The following is a 15,992-nucleotide window of genomic DNA, read 5'->3' as shown; positions in this document are numbered from 1 at the left end:
ATTTTATGTAATTTATACTAAATTTAGCCGTTTTTGCTCTCTACTATCTTTTTTATAAGCTCTATATCGCCGTTCATTGCTAGGCTCATGAAGCAAATGCCGTTTGCGCCAGCTTTTATGGTCTCTTTGTAGTTCCCGCTGTCTAGTCCGCCAAGTGCGTAAATTTCTTTGTCTAAACTTTTTAGCTCGCTTATAAAATTTAGCCCTTTTGGCTCCAAACCCGCCTTGCAAGAGGTGGCAAATATATGAGAAGCAACGAGCACATCAGCGATAGTGGCTGAAATTTTAGCCTGCTCTAGGTCGTGAGCTGGGGCGTAAATTTTAGCTGTTTTTCTAAATTCTTCTAAAAAAACGCCGTGATTTTTAAAAAAATCAAGTTGTGCCGAAGTGAGCCAAAAGTCGCTCTTTAGCTTGCAAGCTACGTCAAAAAATTGATTAATGATAAATTTCTTGCGGTAGTTTTCACAAATTTGAGCCACAACCCTAGCAAGATCGTAAAAATCAGCCTCGTCTAGCCCCTTTGCACGAAGCAAAATTTCATCCACGCCAGCCTTGCAAAGTATCTGAATTCTCTTTAAAAAATCATCGCCACCATAGCTTTCAAAGTCGGCTACGCAGAGAATTTTAAACATAGATATACTCGCTCATTAGTGGTTCTAAGCCATTTGCTTTTATCATAGCTTTGATCTCGTCCACGCTTCTGCTATCGCTTATCTCAAATTGTTCATCGCCCTTTTTCTCTTCTCCGTGAGCGCCGATACTCACTTTTACGCCAGCGCTTATCTTATTTGCAGCTATCTTTACGGCATTGTCGCGAAATTTCGCCTTTTCTCTGGTTGAGATCGTTATGCTGGCTGTTGGCATAAAAATTCTATAAGCGCAGATCACTTGCAAAAGCTCGCGTTCGCCCACGTCGCGCGGATTGATGCGGTCGTTGTTGATGATAGGGCGAAGTCTTGGGCATGAAAATGCGATCTCGGCGTGCGGATACTTTTTTTGAACTAAGCTTGCGTGAAGTGCCGTAGCAAAGGCGTCAAGTCTAAAGTCGTCTATGCCAAGAAGTGCCGCAAAACCAACCCCTCGCATGCCTCCAAGAAGCGCTCGCTCTTGCGCATTTAAGCGGTATGGGAAAATTCTTTTATTGCCACCAAGGTGGATTTTCTCGTATTTTGTGGGATTGTAGGTCTCTTGAAAGACGGTCACGTAGTCTGCGCCACTTTTGTGAAGCAGAGCGTAGCCGTCTGAGTTTAGCGGGTAAATTTCAACCCCAACGACTTTAAAAAATTTCTTTGCCAAAGCGCAGGCATTTGCGATGTAAGCGACACTTGAATTAGTCTCGCTCTCGCCAGTTAGGATCAAAATTTCTTCTAAGCCGCTCTTTGAAATTTCTCTTAGCTCCCTTGTGATCTCCTCGTCGCTTAGCTTTGCCCTTTTTATATTATTTTTAGCGTTAAAACCGCAATAAACGCAGAGATTATCGCAGTAGTTTGCTATGTAAAGCGGGGTAAAAAGCGTGATGTTTGAGCCAAAATTTGCCCTTGTTTTTGCTTGGGCTAGCTGGGCTATTTGCTCTAAAAATGGCGCTGCAGCAGGCGAGAGTAGGGCTTTTAAATTTTCAAGCGAGCAGTGCTTTGCATTAAGAGCTGCTTTTACGTCCGCTTCGCTGTAAATTTCAGGCTTGTAGTTCGCTCGCTCTTTTAAAATCTCATCCATAATGTCGCTACCAACATCCTCCATGTGAGGTAGTAGCTGCATGTGGTCGGTTCTTGTAAATTTCATCAGTCTAAAAATCCAGTGAGCGGAGATGAGGCATTTGCGCTTTTGCTCTTTGCACCAAGCCCTGCTAGATGGGCGTTGTGACCAGCGATGATAGCCTCTTTGAAGGCTCTTGCCATGAGCGGGATATTTTTAGATGAGGCGATGGCTGTGTTTGCCATGATAGCAGCCGCTCCCATCTCCATCGCTTCGCACGCTTGTGAAGGCCTGCCAATGCCTGCATCTACGATGATTTGCGTATCAAGCTCGTTTATCAAAATCTCAATAATATCTTTAAAAACTAGCCCTTGGTTTGAGCCAATGGGCGCAGCTAGAGGCATAATGCAGCTTGCACCTGCACTTAGCATCGCTCTTGCGGCATTTAGATCTGGAAACATATATGGCATCGGCACAAAGCCGTCATTTGCCAAGGCTTCGCAGGCTTTTATCGTCTCGGCGTTGTCTGGAAAGAGAAATTTAGAGTCAGTGATGATCTCTATCTTAACAAGCTCGCCACATCCAAGCTCACGTGCGAGCTGGGCGATGCGAACGGCCTCTTTGGCGTTTCTAGCGCCACTTGTGTTTGGCAAAAGCGTCACGCCTTTTGGGATAAAGTCAAGTATATTTCGCTCTTTGCTTTCGTTTATGCGCCTAAGAGCAAGGGTTAAAATTTGCGCGCCAGCCTCGTTTACGGCTGAGTCGATGAGCTCATGCGAGTACTTGCCAGAGCCAAGGATAAAGCGGCTTTGAAACTCCTTGCCGCCAAGGATCAAACTATCATTTTGCACTTACGCCTCCAGGTCCATAAGCAGTCTAATGGCCAAATTTGCTTGGTGGTTTGCGCAGATCGCAACGCGCGGTGCCATGAGACCTTGACCGATCTTCGCCTCGTTTGTGAGGTCACCACAAAGGTAGACATTTTTGGCAAATTTTATGGTTTTTATGAGATTTGAGCTAAAGTGTCCAGCCATGCCAGAAGCACCGATGATCTTTTTCTCTTTTAAGCTTGCCCCAGCTTCGTTTAGTATCATCGCCTTGCCAGCGACGTTGTCAAAGGCTTCGCATAAAATTTCGCACTCGCCAAAGACGCTAGCCACGTTTTTTTCATCTAAAAATATATCGTGAGTTTCGACCTCGACAAATGGATTGACGTCATTTATCAGCTCTTTAAGCGCCTGCGTCTTTTTCAAGCCGATGTGGCGGACGAAATACTGCTGGCGGTTTAGATTGCTTGGCTCAACGACGTCAAAGTCGGCAAGCACTAGCTTCTTTACGCCAACTCTTGCAAGGCTTAGCGCGATATTTGAACCAAGGCCGCCAAGTCCAGCCACGCCGATCACTGCCTTGCTTAAGGCTAAATTTAGCTCAGGGCTGTTTCGTGAAGCGATCATCGCGCGTAAAACTTCACGCTCAGGCATCACGCCGCGCCTTATAAATACGACGTTTGAGCCATCTTTTAGCTCGCTATCTTCTTTTATAGCAAAGCCATCAACGATAAAAATGTCTGGCTTTGTCGCGTTAAATTTCTCTAAGAATTTATAAATTTCACTCTCTTTATCGCCAAGAGCAAGCTCTTTTAGCTCGCCAAGGCTTTTTACTGGCACCTTAAATTTTGCGTCATTTAAAACTATCTCTATCATTTTCTCCTCATCCACCGCCAACTAAAGTGACGATCTCATAAGCTTTGGCTTCGCTCATAAAGCTCTCACTCCAAAGCTTTTTTGGCAAAATTTCTCCGTCTCGCTCAAGGGCTATAAATTTAAGCTCATAGCCATTTTGTGCTAAAAATTCATAAACATTTATATCGTTTTCAAGCTCGAAAATTTTGCCATTTACTCTAAATTTGATCATTAAATTTTGTAGCTTTTTACAAAATTTGCGATCCTCTCGATCGCTTTTTTTATGCTCTCGATGTCAGTTGCAAAAGAAATTCTAAAGTATCCCTCCATGCCAAAGCCCACGCCTGGCACGGTTGCTACGTTCGCCTCTTCAAGCATCTTTTTGCAAAATCTAAGTGAGTCGCCGTCCACATTTTTACATTTTACAAATAGATAAAACGCGCCATCAGGCTTAACTACGCTTAGCCCATGAATAGCATTTATCATTTCAACTGCCACGTCGCGTCTTCTTTCGTACTCTTTTCTCATATTTTCGATGTCTTCATCAGTTTCGCCAAGAAGCGATGGGATAGCGCCTATTTGCACGATCGAGCTAATATTGCTTGTGCTTTGGCTTTGAAGCTTTTTGATGCCAGCAATTAGCCAGTCCATCGAGCTTGCGATATAGCCAAATCTCCAGCCAGGCATCGCGCCACACTTGCTTAGTCCGTTTATCGTGACCGTTCTTTTGAAAAGATCCTCGCTTACTGAGGCTACTGCGTGAAATTTCTTGCCGTAGATCACTTTTTCATAAATTTCATCGCTTGTGATGATGATGTCAGTGCCCTTTAAAACCTCACCAAATGCCGCGATCTCCTCTTTTGTATATACAGCTCCAGTTGGGTTTGTCGGGTGATTTAGCGAAAAGACCTTTGTTTTTGGTGTGATCGCTTTTTTTAGCTGCTCGGCTGTGATCTTGAAATTTGTGCTCTCGTCTGCTTCGATAAAGACAGGCACGCCACCACAAAATTTAACGATCTCAGGGTAGCTCACCCAGTATGGAGATGGGATGATGACCTCGTCGCCTGGGTTGATAAGCGCTTGAAATACATTAAAAAGTGAGTGCTTTGCACCGATGTTTGTGACGATTTGGCTTGCTTTATAGTCAAGTCCGTTATCTCTTTTTAGCTTTGCTCTAATGGCGTCTATAACCTCAGGCAGGCCCGGCACTGGCGTATATTTGCCACTTTTGCTATCGTTATCAAGTGCGTTTTTTACAGCATCTCTTATCTTTTTTGGAGTCATAAAGTCAGGCTCACCAGCTGAAAGTGAGATCACGTCGATGCCAGCAGCCTTCATCTCTTTGGCCTTTGTGCTGATCGCGATTGTGATCGACTCACTTAATGTTTGCATTCTGTTTGCTAGTTGCATTTTTGTCCTTTTTAGTTGATTGTCTTTAAGTAGCTATTATCATTTAAAAATAGATAAAGTTCGCCCAAAATTTGCTTCTTTTGTGTTTCGTTTATCAGAGTTGATTTCTCTAAGCGCTCATTTAGAGTGTCTTGGATCTCGTAGATATCGTAGTCCATGTCCTCCATGATATCAAGGATCGACTGGCTCTCTAGTAAATTTGTAATTTTGTAGCCATCACTTGTTATCTCTACCGTAGCTTCTGTCGGATGAGTAAAGAGGTTGTGCTTCATGCCGATCACCTCTTGATATGCGCCAACTAGGAAAAATCCCAAGAAATAATCCTCCTTCTCTACATCCACGTCGTGTAAAAGTAGTGGGTTTTTCTCGTCATCATAGCTGATCTCGCCGTCGCTATCGCAAGTGATATCCCAGATCGAAGCTGGCAGAGTAGGGCGCTCATCGAGCCTGTCAAGTGGCATGATAGGGAAATTTTGCTTTAGACCCCAAAAGTCTGGCAAGCTTTGAAAGATCGAGAAATTTAGCAGGTATCTCTCTTGAACCTCTTTTTGAATTTTAGTTAGATCGCTTGAGTTGCTCTTGTTGCCAAGCATCACGACAGCCTTTTTACTAATGAGCCTTAAAAGCACCTCTGCGTTTGACCTATCTTGCAGATCGACATAGCCTAGATCAAAGAGCGTGAGGATGCTTTCTGTGTGGTGGATGGCGTCGTGCAGATACTCTAGGGCGTTTGAAGGCTTGATTGATTTATAAAGATCGACTAGCTCGGTTATTAAATTTGGATTATTTTTCTTTAAATTTAGCTTCTCTTCGGTGTATTCTTGAGAAAATAGCTCAAGCACAGGAGCGACCAAAAGTGCGTGAGAAGCGGCGATGTAGCGACCTGACTCTATGAAAATATCTGGCTCGATCTCTTTTTTTTGCTCGCTTATGGTTTTAAGCATATAAACAACGTCGTTTGCATATTCGTTTAGCGTATAGTTTCTGCTGCTCTCCTCTTTAAACTGCGAGTACTCGATCGCAAGGCCACCACCTAAATTTATAGCTTTTAAATTTGTTGCGCCCATTTTTCTAAGCTCAGCGTAGATGTTGCCAGCCTCTATGAGTGCTTTTTTGAGCGGATGTATCTCGCTTATTTGAGAGCCGATGTGGAAGTGTATCATTGTGAAATTTTCAAGTAAATTTGCCTTTTTTAGCATCTTTACAGCTTCTATTAGCTCGGTTGATGTTAGGCCAAATTTAGAGTGTATGCCTCCACTTTTTGCCCAGAGTCCTGAGCCTGTCGAGTGCAGTCTTATGCGAAGTCCGATCTTTGGTTTTGGTTTAAAGCGCTCTTTTGCGATGGCGATTATCGCTTCAAGCTCGTTTAAGCCCTCGATCGTTAGCGTGATATTATGCCCCATTTCAGCGGCGATAAAGCCTATGTTTATCATCTCTTTATCTTTAAAGCCATTTACTGTTATAGGCGCTTTGTCGTTGTTATAAGCCATAGTTAGAAGTAGCTCAGCCTTGCTACCTGCCTCAAGGCCGTAGTTGTAGGGCTTGCCAAGGCGAACTAGGTTTTTTACAAAGCCTGGATATTGATTGACCTTAAGCGGAAAGACGGCGTTAAAGCTACCTTTGTAGGCAAATTCTTTCTTTGCCTTTGCAAAGCTTGCGTGGATCTGCTCGATCTGCTTTTGGATAAGGTGCGGAAAGCGAAGCAGCAGTGGCCCTCTATAGCCATCGTCTCTTATCTCTTTTACGATGTCGATGATCGCTGGCTTGCTAGCTTCGTTTATGCAGACTTTGCCATCTTCTATCACAAAATTTGAATTGCCCCAAATGCTAAGTCCAAAATCATTCATCCCAGCTCCTTTTCAAGCTCATCTAAATTTATCGTTTTTTCGTCTTTGGTCTCTAAATTTTTATACCAAATTTTATTCTCTTTCATCTCATTTTCGCCCACGCAAAGGAAAATTTTTGCATTTTTATTGTCAGCATTTTGCAGATGTTTTTGAAGTTTTTTAGCTTCATAAGAAATTTCAACCTGATATTTTTTGCGAAGTTTTGAGCCAATATTATAGATAAAATCAACATTTGCCGCATCAAGCGCGCAAAGATAAACTCCGTCTCGCTCATCCCCAGCTTCACCTAAAATTTCCATTATCCTCTCAACGCCCATCGCAAAGCCAACACCATAACTTGCTCTACCGCCAAGATATTCAACTAGCCTGTCGTATCTGCCGCCACCAGCGACTGCGCTTTGTGAGCCGATCTCGTTGCTGATAAACTCAAAAGCCGTCTTGCAGTAGTAGTCTAGCCCTCGAACGAGCTTAGTGTCTATCTCAAATTTAACGCCATTTGCCGTTAAAATTTCTTGCAGTTTTGCAAAATCAGCCTGCGCCTCGCAGCTTAAGCTATCAGTTATGACTGGAGCATTTTTATAAATTTCTTGGCAGCTCTCTACCTTACAGTCAAGCACGCGGATAGGGTTTAAGAGCTTGCGTCTTTTGCAGTCCTCACAAATTTTTTCACTGTTTTCATCTAAAAATTTGACAAGCTTTGCTTTGTAAGACTTCATCGAGCTCTCGTCGCCAAGCGAGTTGATCTTTAGGGTTGTTTTTATATTTAGTCTATTAAAAATTTCGCTCACCATCAAGATAATGCTCGCGTCCTCATAGACGCTGCCCTCGCCAAAGCACTCACAGCCAAACTGGTGAAACTCCCTTAAACGGCCTTTTTGTGGGCGCTCGTAGCGAAACATCGAGCCATGATAAAAGCAGCGCTTTGTCACATTTGCTCTGTCAAGTTTTGCCTCGATAAAGGCTCTAACGACGCCAGCCGTGCCTTCAGGACGCAAGCAAACGTCGTTGCCGCCTTTGTCTTCAAACTGATACATCTCTTTGCCCACGATGTCGCTACTCTCGCCGACACTTCTTTTAAAAAGCGCCGTCTCCTCGAGGTGTGGGGTCAAAATTTGCTCATATCCGTAGTTTTTTGCGACTTCCTCGCAGGTTTTTATTATCTGTGCATAAAGTTTTGCGCGAGCTGGAAGCATATCTTTCATGCCACGAAGTGCCGTTATCATCGCATTATCCTTTTTATTTTTTGTGATTTTACTTAAAATTTATAAAATTTTCTATCTCTTTTGAAATTAGCTCTATGCTTTTAGATGCGTCTATAAAAAGCGTTTCAAAGTCATTTTTGATGAGAATTTGCTTCATCAGGCTTTGCACTTTTAAAAGATACTCTAGCCCACGAGCCTCGATCTTATCGCTTGTGCCTCTTGTTTTTAAGCGCGAGCTTATAAGCTCATGGCTTGCTTCAAAAAAGATGATCTTATCTGCAAATTTATCATTTAGTGCAAATTTATTAAGCTCTAAAAGCACGTTTTCATCTAAATTTTCATCATTTGCCAAAGCGTAGGCGATGCCTGAGATAAAGCCTCTGTCGCTTAAAATCAATTTGCCTAAATTTGGAGCGACTAGCTTTTCAAAATGCTCAGCCCTATCAGCTAAAAAGAGTAAAATTTCAGCCCTTTTGCCTATTTTTATGCTCGAATTTAGTAAAATTTCACGTAAATTTTCACCAAGCTTTGTGCCACCTGGCTCTTTTGTGACAATGGCATCACTAAATTTAGAAGCTAAAATTTCTATCTGCGTGCTCTTGCCAACGCCGTCAATGCCCTCAAACAAAACATACATTTTACGCCTTTAAATTTTTTAGAATTTTTGCTGGCACTAGGTTGCTCACGTCGCCGTCGTGGCGCAAGACTGAGCGAACGATAGAGCTTGAGATGAAGGCGTTATTTAAGCTTGGCATAAGATAAACCGTCTCAAATTCGTCCCAGAGTGCTGCGTTTGCGTAGCCTATTTGTAGCTCATACTCAAAGTCGCTAACCGCGCGAAGACCCCTGATGACGGTGTTTATGCCGTGCGATTTAGCAAAATCAACAAGCAAGTTATCAAAGCCAAGCACGCTTACATTTTTTAGCTCGCAAACTGCCTCTTTTGCCATCTCTATGCGTTTTTCATGTGCGAACATCGGTTGTTTGCTGTCACTTTTTGCGACTGCTACGATTACCTTGTCAAAAATTTTCGTAGCCCTTATGATGACGTCTAAATGGCCGTTTGTTATGGGGTCAAAGGTCCCTGGATAGATGCAAGATTTTTTCAAATTTGCCACCTTTTGTAAAGATTATTTTGGATTTTTAAGGCATCAAGCCACTTGCCGATGATGAAATTTTCCATATCATGAAGGCTCTTTATGCCTGCGTAGTAGCCTAAAACTGGCGGAGCGATGATGGCTCCAAGAGATGAGAGAAGCTGCATCTGAGAGAGCGAGATCGTAGAAAAAGGCATCTCTCTAACGCCTAAAACTAGGGTTTGTCTCTCTTTTAGTGCGACACTTGCGGCTCTTGTGATGAGCGTGTCGCTTATGCCGTTTGCAACCTTTGCCAAAGTATTAGTAGAGCAGGGCGCTATGATCATGGCATCCGTGCCAAACGAGCCTGAGGCTGGGCCAGCGCTAAGGTCTTGATCATCATAAATTTTCACGCCAAGATCATCTAAATTTAGCCTCAAATTTTCTTCAGCCTCTAAAACTTTCATAGCATTTTTACTAACTATAACATGCGCCTCACAGCTATCTTTGGCGGCATTTACTAGCTTTAAAAAAAGCCCAGCACCGCTTGCTCCGGTGGCTGCAAAAACTACCTTTTTCATCTGATAACTGCCTCGTCTTTGCCTGAAACTGTGGCCTGTAAAATCTTGTTTTCTCTTGTTCTTATCTTTATCATATCGCCTAAATTTCCATCTTCAAGCGCCTTTACCTCGGCGATTATCTTGACGCCACCCTCGCTTAAAACTGCATTTAGCATTTGACCTTTTTTGACTAAACTAATGGCATTAAACTGACGTTTGGTTAAAATTTCTCCGCTTCTTATCTGCACTTTTGTGACAAGTGTTGAGGCGCTAAGTCCAAAGAGTGCGTCACGCGGCCATTTGCTAAATTCGATCATCGTTGGTTGATAGTCAAGCAGGCTTAAAATATGGTTTGTATTCATTGAATTTATGGCGATAAAAACTGGCATTTTAGCGTTAAAGCTAAATTTAAAATAAAGGCTCTTTAAGCTTAGATCAACGTCCTCAAATGAGGCTCTAAAAACGCCTTTTTGGCTATTTTGATCGTTTAAAAATATATTTTTAAAAACTAAGTCTTTAAAATTTGCAGGGAGTTTGTTTTGCGGACTGATGCTAAGATCGCTCACGCTGATACCTGGGTACTCGTTGCTGATCTCTCTTAGAAACTGCATCTGAATTTCATCCATGATAGAGCAGTTTTTCACAAAAGCAACGCTACCGCCGCTTTTGTCATTATATGTTTTAAAATTTGCTGTTAGAATTTCATAGAGTTTTTTACTATCTATCTTGGCAGCTCTTTTGTCCTCTAGGTTTAAAATTTCATTGTCTTCGCCTTCAAAGCCAAAAGTGCTAAGCGAAATTTGATCATTTACGACGCAATACATCGGATAGATGCTAACTTCATTTGCAAAAAGTTTTGTGGAAAGTAAAAAAATGAGTATAAAAAAGATGGAGCGGGAAACGAGATTCGAACTCGCGACCCCAACCTTGGCAAGGTTGTGCTCTACCCCTGAGCTATTCCCGCAATCAAAATGAAGTCCGCATTTTATCAGATTGTTTTTCATTTGTCAAGGATTATGGAAGTTTTATGAGTGAAATTTCACTATTTTGTAAAATTTCACCTTGATCAGGGCTAGTTATCAGCACAAAATCACTCTTTAATATATGATTTATCATGCCTGAGCCATATTTTCCGCCATCAGTTGCTATAAATTTACCATCAGTTACATTGCCAAAAACCGCATTTGCTCTGCCTGATTTTACCTTTAAATTTTCACTATTTATAGCTTTTTGCGTCACAAAACACTCACTTTTTAGAAGTGGCAAAACAAGCATCATCGTGCAAAGATAAGCAGCCATAGGGTTGCCAGGCAAGATGAAAACAAGCCTGCCATCTTTTTCGTAAGCCTTACAAGGTCTGCCAGGTCTTATGTCAAGGTGCGAGAAAATTTCATCGTATCCAAGCTCACTTAGGGCTATCTTCATAAAGTCAGCCTCACCAGCGCTCGCTCCGCCAGAGCAGATAACGATATCGTAGTTTGCAGCGTTTAAAAACGCCTGTTTTACAGCGCTTAGCTCATCTTTTATGATGCCAAGATATGAGCTTTTTTGACTGATTGAGCTAAGAAGTGCAGCTATACCAAGTGCGTTTGCATTGTAAATTTCATCCTCGCTAGCTCTTTGCCAAGGCTCGATGATTTCGTTGCCACTTGAATAAACCGCGATGCTTGGCTGCTTTTCAACTTCTATAAAGCTTATGCCCTGAGCTGCTAGCATCATCACGCTTCTTGTGTTTAAAATTTCGCCACTTTTTAGTAAAATTTCACCAACTTTTGTCTCTTCGCCTTTAAAGCGGTAAGCTTCGCCTTTTTTAAGCTTAGCTGGCGCTTTTACAAACTCGCCCTCAACCACGCAATCTTCAAACCTCATGACCGTGTCAGCGCCCTTTGGCATCTTTGCACCTGTCATTATCTTCACGCACTCGTTTTTGCCGATAGCTAGCTGCTCTTTATCGCCTGCAAAGGCACTTGCGATTATCTTATATGGTTCATCTTTTTCATCAAATTTAACCGCAAAGCCATCAAGCGCTGAGTTATCAAAGCAGGGCAGGTCTTTGACCGCTATCACGTCATTTGCCAAGGTCTTACCAAGAGCCTCGCTAATGGGTAAAATTTCGCTCTCATTTTTTGGTTTAAATTTAGCCCTTAAAGCCTCAAGTGCGTCATTTACTAGCATTTCTACTCCTCAAGCCTAACTATTTTTGCCCCAAGGCTTTTAAATTTCTCCTCCAGCCTCTCATAACCTCTATCAAGGTGGTAAATTCTATGCACCAAGCTCTCGCCATTTGCGATAAGAGCGGCTAGTATCAGCGCTGAGCTTGCTCTAAGGTCAGTCGCCATGACATCAGCTGCATTTAAATTTGCAGGGGCATAAACGCTTGCGATGTGACCATTTAGGCGGATATCAGCGCCCATTCTAGCTAGCTCACTAACGTGCATAAAGCGGTTTTCAAAAAGCCTCTCATCTATCGTGCTAACGCCATTTGCTGCAAGACAAAGCGCCATAAACTGAGCCTGCATATCGGTTGGAAAGCCTGGATACTCAGTCGTTCTTATCTCTACTGGTTTTATCTCATTTGTTGGCAAAATCGTGATCTTATCGCCGTCTATTTCGATGCCAAAGCCCATCTCTTCAAATTTATTTAAAATGGCTGTCATGTGCGCAGCATTTGCCTTTGTGACTGAAATTTTGCTATTTGTGATAGCTCCAGCACAAAGGTATGTGCCAGCCTCGATCCTATCAGGGATGACCTCGATATCGCAAATTTCAAGTAGTTTTTGACCGCTACCAGTGATCTTTAGCTCGCTTGTGCCTATGCCTTCGATCTTGACGCCGCTTTGAGCCAAAATTTCACAAATTTGCACCACTTCAGGCTCAAGCGCGACGTTAAAAAGCTCTGTCGTGCCGTGCGCAAGAGCTGCTGCCATGATGATGTTTTCGCTACCAGTTACAGTGATCTTGTCAAAAACTATCTTTGCACCTTTTAGTCCATTTGGTGCGGTTGCGACGACATAGCCTTGCTTTATCTCGATATTTGCGCCCATTTTCTCAAGTGCGCTTAGGTGCAGATCTATTGGTCTTTGTCCGATCGCACAGCCTCCAGGAAGGCTCACCTCACAATGTCCAAAGCGCGCTAAAAGCGGACCAAGCGTCAAGATAGAAGCGCGCATCTTTCTAACGATATCGTAGTTTGCCGTGGTCGAATTTACACTGCTCGTGTCGATACTTAGTGAGTTTTCATCTTTAAATTCACACTTTGCTCCAAGATTAACTAGCAACTGGCAAAGCGTCTTTATGTCAGCGACATTTGGGATATTTGTTAAATTTATCTTATTTTTAGCAAGTAGGGTTAGGGCGATGATAGGTAGGGCGGCATTTTTGGCTCCGCTGATCTTTACTTCGCCGCTTAATTTGGCATTGCCTTCTATTTTTAGATAGTGCATCATTATTTTTTGCCTTAAGAAAATATATTTTTTGCCGATTATATTGTTTTTAAACTTAGAGTAAAGAAAACAGGGCGCTATTTTCGCTCTATTTACATTTAAGAGTTAAAATTACGAAAATTAATTATTTTGGATAAAAATATGTTAAATTTAATAAATAAAAGAGTGTTTTTTGCACTTTGTATTGCACTTTTTACAGGTTGTTCTTTCACCTCAAATGAGCCTAAAATCCCGCAAAATGACTACAATCAAACCGCTTCTTCAAACGAAGACTTTAGCAGACAAGCTTCAAGTGAGCTTTTAGACGAAGATGACGGCAGAGCAGATAAAGAATTTGATTCATTTTTTAAAAAATACTTAAACACTAGAGCAGGTGGCGACTGCTCAGGCTTTGTATCTATCGTAAATGCAAAATATAAAAATATGTATTTTGATGAAAAAACCATCAATAACTACTACAGCAAGGGTGGCAGAAAGTCAAAAGCGATCTACAACTTCTACGAAAGCCAAAATTTGATAACTTACAAAAACCCAAAGATAGGCGATCTTATCTTCTTTTCAAACACCCTTGGCAAAGGCATACAAAAGAATAAAGACAAGAAAAACGTCACTCACGTCGGCATCGTGACAGCCATACTTCCAGATGAGACGGTCAAATTTATCCACAATTCTGGTGGCAGGATAATCCACAGCTATATGAATTTAAAACAAAAAAATACGCATCTAAAGGGCGACAAAGAGATAAATAGCTACGTTGTAAGGTGCTCAAACGCTAGCTGCCTTGCGGCAAATAGATTTGCTGGATATGGCAAAGCTAAGTAGCCCAGCTACATTTGCGCTTATCCTTTTAAATTTAGCTGCATTTTTTGGCGTCACCTTTCTGCAATTGCGTGAGTTATGGCTTGCGCTTGGCTTAAATATCTATTTTGTAGAAAAACTCTATCTATTTCAGCCCCTTACGTCTATCTTTATGCACGCAGGCACAGCTCACTTGCTCATGAATATGCTCTTTTTATATCAAGTTGGCACGATGAGCGAGCTATATCTTGGCACGAAAAAATTTATCATTTTTTATATCGTTGGCGGCGTTTTGACGCAAATTTTAAGCTTTATTTATATATATTTTGCATTTGAAAATGAGAAATTTATAAATTTAGTCGGTGCAAGCGGCGCTTTGTGTATGCTCTTTGGTATGCTGGCGACCTCGGTGCTTTACTCGGATAAAAAGGCGTGGTTTGGCTACTTTGCCATCGTTGTTGCCATGAGCTTTTTGCCGCTACTTATGGGCATAAATGTCGCATGGTATGCACACTTTATAGGCTGGAGCATTGGCTGTTTGTATGCTAAATTTTACTTAAAGAGAGCAGATGAGATTTTTTGATGAGATCTGGGACATTTTAAACGAAGGTGACGTGGAGCTTAAATTTTTAAAATTTGAGCTGTTTTACGAGAAATTTAGATCAAATTTGGATATTTGCTTTGACGAAATTTCTGCGCCAAATGAGCTAACTACCCCATGCTACGCTAAGTTTTGCGACGTCGTTAGTATGAAAGAGCTAAACAAAAAGGTAAAGCCAAAAGATAAAAACCTAAATTTCATCCACTCAGTCGCTCACATCGAATTTAGCGCTATCGACATCGCACTTGATGCTTGTTATAGATTTAGAGAGCTGCCAAGGGAGTTTTACGAGGACTGGCTGGAGGTGGCTGAGGATGAGATCAGGCACTTTTGTATGATAGAAAATTTACTCACAAAACAAGGCGGCAGATACGGCGAGCTAAGTGTGCATGATGGCCTATTTATCGCACTTCAAAAGACCTCAGATAGGCTTACTAGCCGCATGGCGCTACTGCCAAGATATATGGAGGCAAACGGCCTTGATGCAAACGCTCACATCATCAAAAGGCTAGAAGCTGAGGGCGGGCAAGATGAGCTCATTGAGTGCCTAAAAGTCATCTTAAAAGAGGAAGTCTCTCACGTTTATAAGGGCGATAAATGGTTTAAATTTGCCTGCAAAAAAGAGGGCGTCGACGAGAAAAGCTACTTTGATATCATATTAAATTTATATCCAAATTCATTTAAAAGCATTAGAGAGATCAACGAAAAGGACCGCTTAAAGGCTGGATTTAGCGAGGAAGAGCTTGGTTGGATAAAGAATTTCTCAAAGGAGAGATCATGAGTAAAATTTACTTCATAAGGCACGCAAAAGCAGTTGATGAGAACAAAGATGGCGCAAAAGACGCTTCAAGAGAGCTTAGTCCAAAAGGCAAAGAGGACGCTAAATTTATGGCTAGCAGGCTAAAAATGTATGATGTGATGCCTGGAGCTATCTTTTCAAGTAGTGCTAAAAGATGCGAGCAAACAGCAAAAATCATCGCTAAAACTTTAAAATTTAAAGAAAAATCCATAGAGATAAAAGACGAGCTTTACGACATAAGCTTTGAGGATCTTTTGGAGTTCGTAAGAAATTTAGATAAAAATTTAGATGAAATTTTCATCATCACGCACAATCCAAGTGTAACAGAAATTTGCGAATACCTAAGCGACTCATCGATAGACAATATCCCAACTTCAGGCATTTTTTGTATAGAGTTTGAGTCTGAATTTAAAGAGCTAAAAGAGGGCAGTGCAAAAGCTTTATTTTTTGACCACCCAAAGAAACATCAAAGATAAGTTTTATTAAAAAACCGCAAATTTATTCATTGCAATTTGACAGACACAAAGGACATCTGTTTATTTGATTTTTCAAATGCAAGTTTTGCTTTTGAATCAAAAAAACATTTTTCTACTCAATTTTTAAAATTTATCACTCCATTTTTGAAAATTTAATCATTTCAAGTTCAAACCATCAAGCATAAAAGCAAATTTAAAATCAACCATAATCGCAATGCCAAAATATGACAAAAGGTAAAATGCAAGATATTTTATATATTTTGTATTGAAAACTATAATTTTCAAATTGATATTTTAAAATCTTTATTCTGCTCTATTAAAAGTTTTAAATGGCTATATTTGGCTAGTTTCTGCATTTTATCTTTTGTGTGATCTAAATTTATCCATTAAATTTGGTGTAAAAATA

18 protein-coding genes and 1 tRNA gene are annotated in these 15,992 nt (G+C 41.3%); 4 read left to right on the top strand and 15 right to left on the bottom strand.

The features are described from left to right. Positions 1–23: 23 nt before the first annotated feature. The 15 genes from CVS91_RS01115 to murA form a co-directional block, all read right to left on the bottom strand. A complete protein-coding gene (locus tag CVS91_RS01115; RefSeq protein ID WP_107829704.1) occupies positions 24–632 on the bottom strand; it encodes a thiamine phosphate synthase in 609 nt (202 codons plus the stop codon). Further along, positions 625–1,779 (bottom strand): 2-iminoacetate synthase ThiH, encoded by a 1,155-nt coding sequence (thiH, locus tag CVS91_RS01110; RefSeq protein WP_107829703.1) that lies wholly within the window; start codon positions 1,777–1,779, stop codon positions 625–627. Before thiH ends, CVS91_RS01115 begins: the two co-directional genes overlap by 8 nt. Further along, positions 1,779–2,543 carry a thiazole synthase gene (locus CVS91_RS01105; RefSeq protein ID WP_107829701.1) on the bottom strand — a complete coding sequence of 255 codons (765 nt, stop codon included), beginning with the start codon at positions 2,541–2,543 and terminating at the stop codon, positions 1,779–1,781. Before CVS91_RS01105 ends, thiH begins: the two co-directional genes overlap by 1 nt. After that, positions 2,544–3,395, bottom strand: a complete 852-nt coding sequence (gene thiF / locus CVS91_RS01100) for a sulfur carrier protein ThiS adenylyltransferase ThiF (protein WP_107829699.1) — start codon at positions 3,393–3,395, stop codon at positions 2,544–2,546. 7 nt (positions 3,396–3,402) lie between these two features. Further along, complete coding sequence (thiS, locus tag CVS91_RS01095; RefSeq protein ID WP_107829697.1) at positions 3,403–3,606, bottom strand: sulfur carrier protein ThiS; 204 nt, start codon at positions 3,604–3,606, stop codon at positions 3,403–3,405. Further along, on the bottom strand, positions 3,606–4,784 hold the full coding sequence (locus CVS91_RS01090) for a pyridoxal phosphate-dependent aminotransferase (RefSeq protein ID WP_107829695.1): 1,179 nt from the start codon (positions 4,782–4,784) through the stop codon (positions 3,606–3,608). Before CVS91_RS01090 ends, thiS begins: the two co-directional genes overlap by 1 nt. An 11-nt stretch (positions 4,785–4,795) precedes the next feature. Then, the gene (gene speA, locus CVS91_RS01085; protein WP_107829692.1) at positions 4,796–6,631 is read right to left on the bottom strand and encodes a biosynthetic arginine decarboxylase; all 1,836 of its coding nucleotides are present in this window, start codon (positions 6,629–6,631) and stop codon (positions 4,796–4,798) included. Further along, entirely contained in the window at positions 6,628–7,854 is a 1,227-nt protein-coding gene (hisS, locus tag CVS91_RS01080; protein ID WP_107829690.1) for a histidine--tRNA ligase, read from the bottom strand. Before hisS ends, speA begins: the two co-directional genes overlap by 4 nt. A 28-nt stretch (positions 7,855–7,882) precedes the next feature. Further along, positions 7,883–8,470 (bottom strand): dTMP kinase, encoded by a 588-nt coding sequence (tmk, locus tag CVS91_RS01075; RefSeq protein ID WP_107829688.1) that lies wholly within the window; start codon positions 8,468–8,470, stop codon positions 7,883–7,885. A gap of 1 nt (position 8,471) precedes the next feature. Then, positions 8,472–8,942, bottom strand: a complete 471-nt coding sequence (gene coaD, locus CVS91_RS01070) for a pantetheine-phosphate adenylyltransferase (RefSeq protein WP_012001782.1) — start codon at positions 8,940–8,942, stop codon at positions 8,472–8,474. Continuing rightward, on the bottom strand, positions 8,939–9,490 hold the full coding sequence (locus tag CVS91_RS01065) for a UbiX family flavin prenyltransferase (RefSeq protein ID WP_107829686.1): 552 nt from the start codon (positions 9,488–9,490) through the stop codon (positions 8,939–8,941). Before CVS91_RS01065 ends, coaD begins: the two co-directional genes overlap by 4 nt. Continuing rightward, positions 9,487–10,293 (bottom strand): flagellar basal body P-ring formation chaperone FlgA, encoded by an 807-nt coding sequence (gene flgA / locus CVS91_RS01060; RefSeq protein ID WP_107829684.1) that lies wholly within the window; start codon positions 10,291–10,293, stop codon positions 9,487–9,489. The genes CVS91_RS01065 and flgA overlap by 4 nt, the downstream gene beginning before the upstream one ends. Before the next feature lie 65 nt (positions 10,294–10,358). Then, positions 10,359–10,433: transfer RNA gene (locus CVS91_RS01055), tRNA-Gly, on the bottom strand. Between the two features lie 50 nt (positions 10,434–10,483). Next, positions 10,484–11,644, bottom strand: a complete 1,161-nt coding sequence (locus CVS91_RS01050; protein WP_107829682.1) for a molybdopterin molybdotransferase MoeA — start codon at positions 11,642–11,644, stop codon at positions 10,484–10,486. 2 nt (positions 11,645–11,646) lie between these two features. Continuing rightward, positions 11,647–12,915 (bottom strand): UDP-N-acetylglucosamine 1-carboxyvinyltransferase, encoded by a 1,269-nt coding sequence (gene murA, locus CVS91_RS01045; protein WP_107829681.1) that lies wholly within the window; start codon positions 12,913–12,915, stop codon positions 11,647–11,649. A 138-nt stretch (positions 12,916–13,053) separates the two neighbouring features. On the opposite strand from murA, the gene CVS91_RS01040 reads away from it, so the two are divergent. Genes CVS91_RS01040 through CVS91_RS01025 form a run of 4 tightly spaced genes read left to right on the top strand, consistent with a single transcriptional unit; the run spans position 13,054 to position 15,586 of the window. Further along, a complete protein-coding gene (locus tag CVS91_RS01040) occupies positions 13,054–13,734 on the top strand; it encodes an NlpC/P60 family protein (protein ID WP_107829679.1) in 681 nt (226 codons plus the stop codon). Then, the gene (locus CVS91_RS01035; RefSeq protein ID WP_107829677.1) at positions 13,718–14,293 is read left to right on the top strand and encodes a rhomboid family intramembrane serine protease; all 576 of its coding nucleotides are present in this window, start codon (positions 13,718–13,720) and stop codon (positions 14,291–14,293) included. Before CVS91_RS01040 ends, CVS91_RS01035 begins: the two co-directional genes overlap by 17 nt. Next, positions 14,280–15,092: a ferritin-like domain-containing protein gene (locus CVS91_RS01030; protein WP_107829675.1), complete on the top strand. Its 813-nt coding sequence runs from the start codon at positions 14,280–14,282 to the stop codon at positions 15,090–15,092. The genes CVS91_RS01035 and CVS91_RS01030 overlap by 14 nt, the downstream gene beginning before the upstream one ends. Continuing rightward, positions 15,089–15,586, top strand: coding sequence for a SixA phosphatase family protein (locus CVS91_RS01025; protein ID WP_107829673.1), 498 nt, complete (start codon positions 15,089–15,091; stop codon positions 15,584–15,586). The genes CVS91_RS01030 and CVS91_RS01025 overlap by 4 nt, the downstream gene beginning before the upstream one ends. Positions 15,587–15,992 lie beyond the last annotated feature (406 nt).

The sequence above is a fragment of the Campylobacter concisus genome (genome assembly GCF_003048985.1).
In the GTDB taxonomy this organism is placed as follows: Bacteria; Campylobacterota; Campylobacteria; order Campylobacterales; family Campylobacteraceae; genus Campylobacter_A; species Campylobacter_A concisus_AY.
Note: the sequence above shows the minus strand (reverse complement) of the source record. Positions and strands in the feature narration are given on the sequence as shown.

Bases quoted from the DNA above. Each gene is read 5' to 3' on its own strand.
- CVS91_RS01115 (WP_107829704.1), bottom strand. From the start codon at position 632: ATGTTTAAAATTCTCTGCGTAGCCGACTTTGAAAGCTATGGTGGCGAT.
- thiH (WP_107829703.1), bottom strand. From the start codon at position 1,779: ATGAAATTTACAAGAACCGACCACATGCAGCTACTACCTCACATGGAG.
- thiF (WP_107829699.1), bottom strand. From the start codon at position 3,395: ATGATAGAGATAGTTTTAAATGACGCAAAATTTAAGGTGCCAGTAAAA.
- thiS (WP_107829697.1), bottom strand. From the start codon at position 3,606: ATGATCAAATTTAGAGTAAATGGCAAAATTTTCGAGCTTGAAAACGAT.
- CVS91_RS01090 (WP_107829695.1), bottom strand. From the start codon at position 4,784: ATGCAACTAGCAAACAGAATGCAAACATTAAGTGAGTCGATCACAATC.
- speA (WP_107829692.1), bottom strand. From the start codon at position 6,631: ATGAATGATTTTGGACTTAGCATTTGGGGCAATTCAAATTTTGTGATA.
- hisS (WP_107829690.1), bottom strand. From the start codon at position 7,854: ATGATAACGGCACTTCGTGGCATGAAAGATATGCTTCCAGCTCGCGCA.
- tmk (WP_107829688.1), bottom strand. From the start codon at position 8,470: ATGTATGTTTTGTTTGAGGGCATTGACGGCGTTGGCAAGAGCACGCAG.
- CVS91_RS01065 (WP_107829686.1), bottom strand. From the start codon at position 9,490: ATGAAAAAGGTAGTTTTTGCAGCCACCGGAGCAAGCGGTGCTGGGCTT.
- flgA (WP_107829684.1), bottom strand. From the start codon at position 10,293: ATGTATTGCGTCGTAAATGATCAAATTTCGCTTAGCACTTTTGGCTTT.
- CVS91_RS01050 (WP_107829682.1), bottom strand. From the start codon at position 11,644: ATGCTAGTAAATGACGCACTTGAGGCTTTAAGGGCTAAATTTAAACCA.
- murA (WP_107829681.1), bottom strand. From the start codon at position 12,915: ATGATGCACTATCTAAAAATAGAAGGCAATGCCAAATTAAGCGGCGAA.
- CVS91_RS01040 (WP_107829679.1), top strand. From the start codon at position 13,054: ATGTTAAATTTAATAAATAAAAGAGTGTTTTTTGCACTTTGTATTGCA.
- CVS91_RS01035 (WP_107829677.1), top strand. From the start codon at position 13,718: ATGGCAAAGCTAAGTAGCCCAGCTACATTTGCGCTTATCCTTTTAAAT.
- CVS91_RS01030 (WP_107829675.1), top strand. From the start codon at position 14,280: ATGAGATTTTTTGATGAGATCTGGGACATTTTAAACGAAGGTGACGTG.
- CVS91_RS01025 (WP_107829673.1), top strand. From the start codon at position 15,089: ATGAGTAAAATTTACTTCATAAGGCACGCAAAAGCAGTTGATGAGAAC.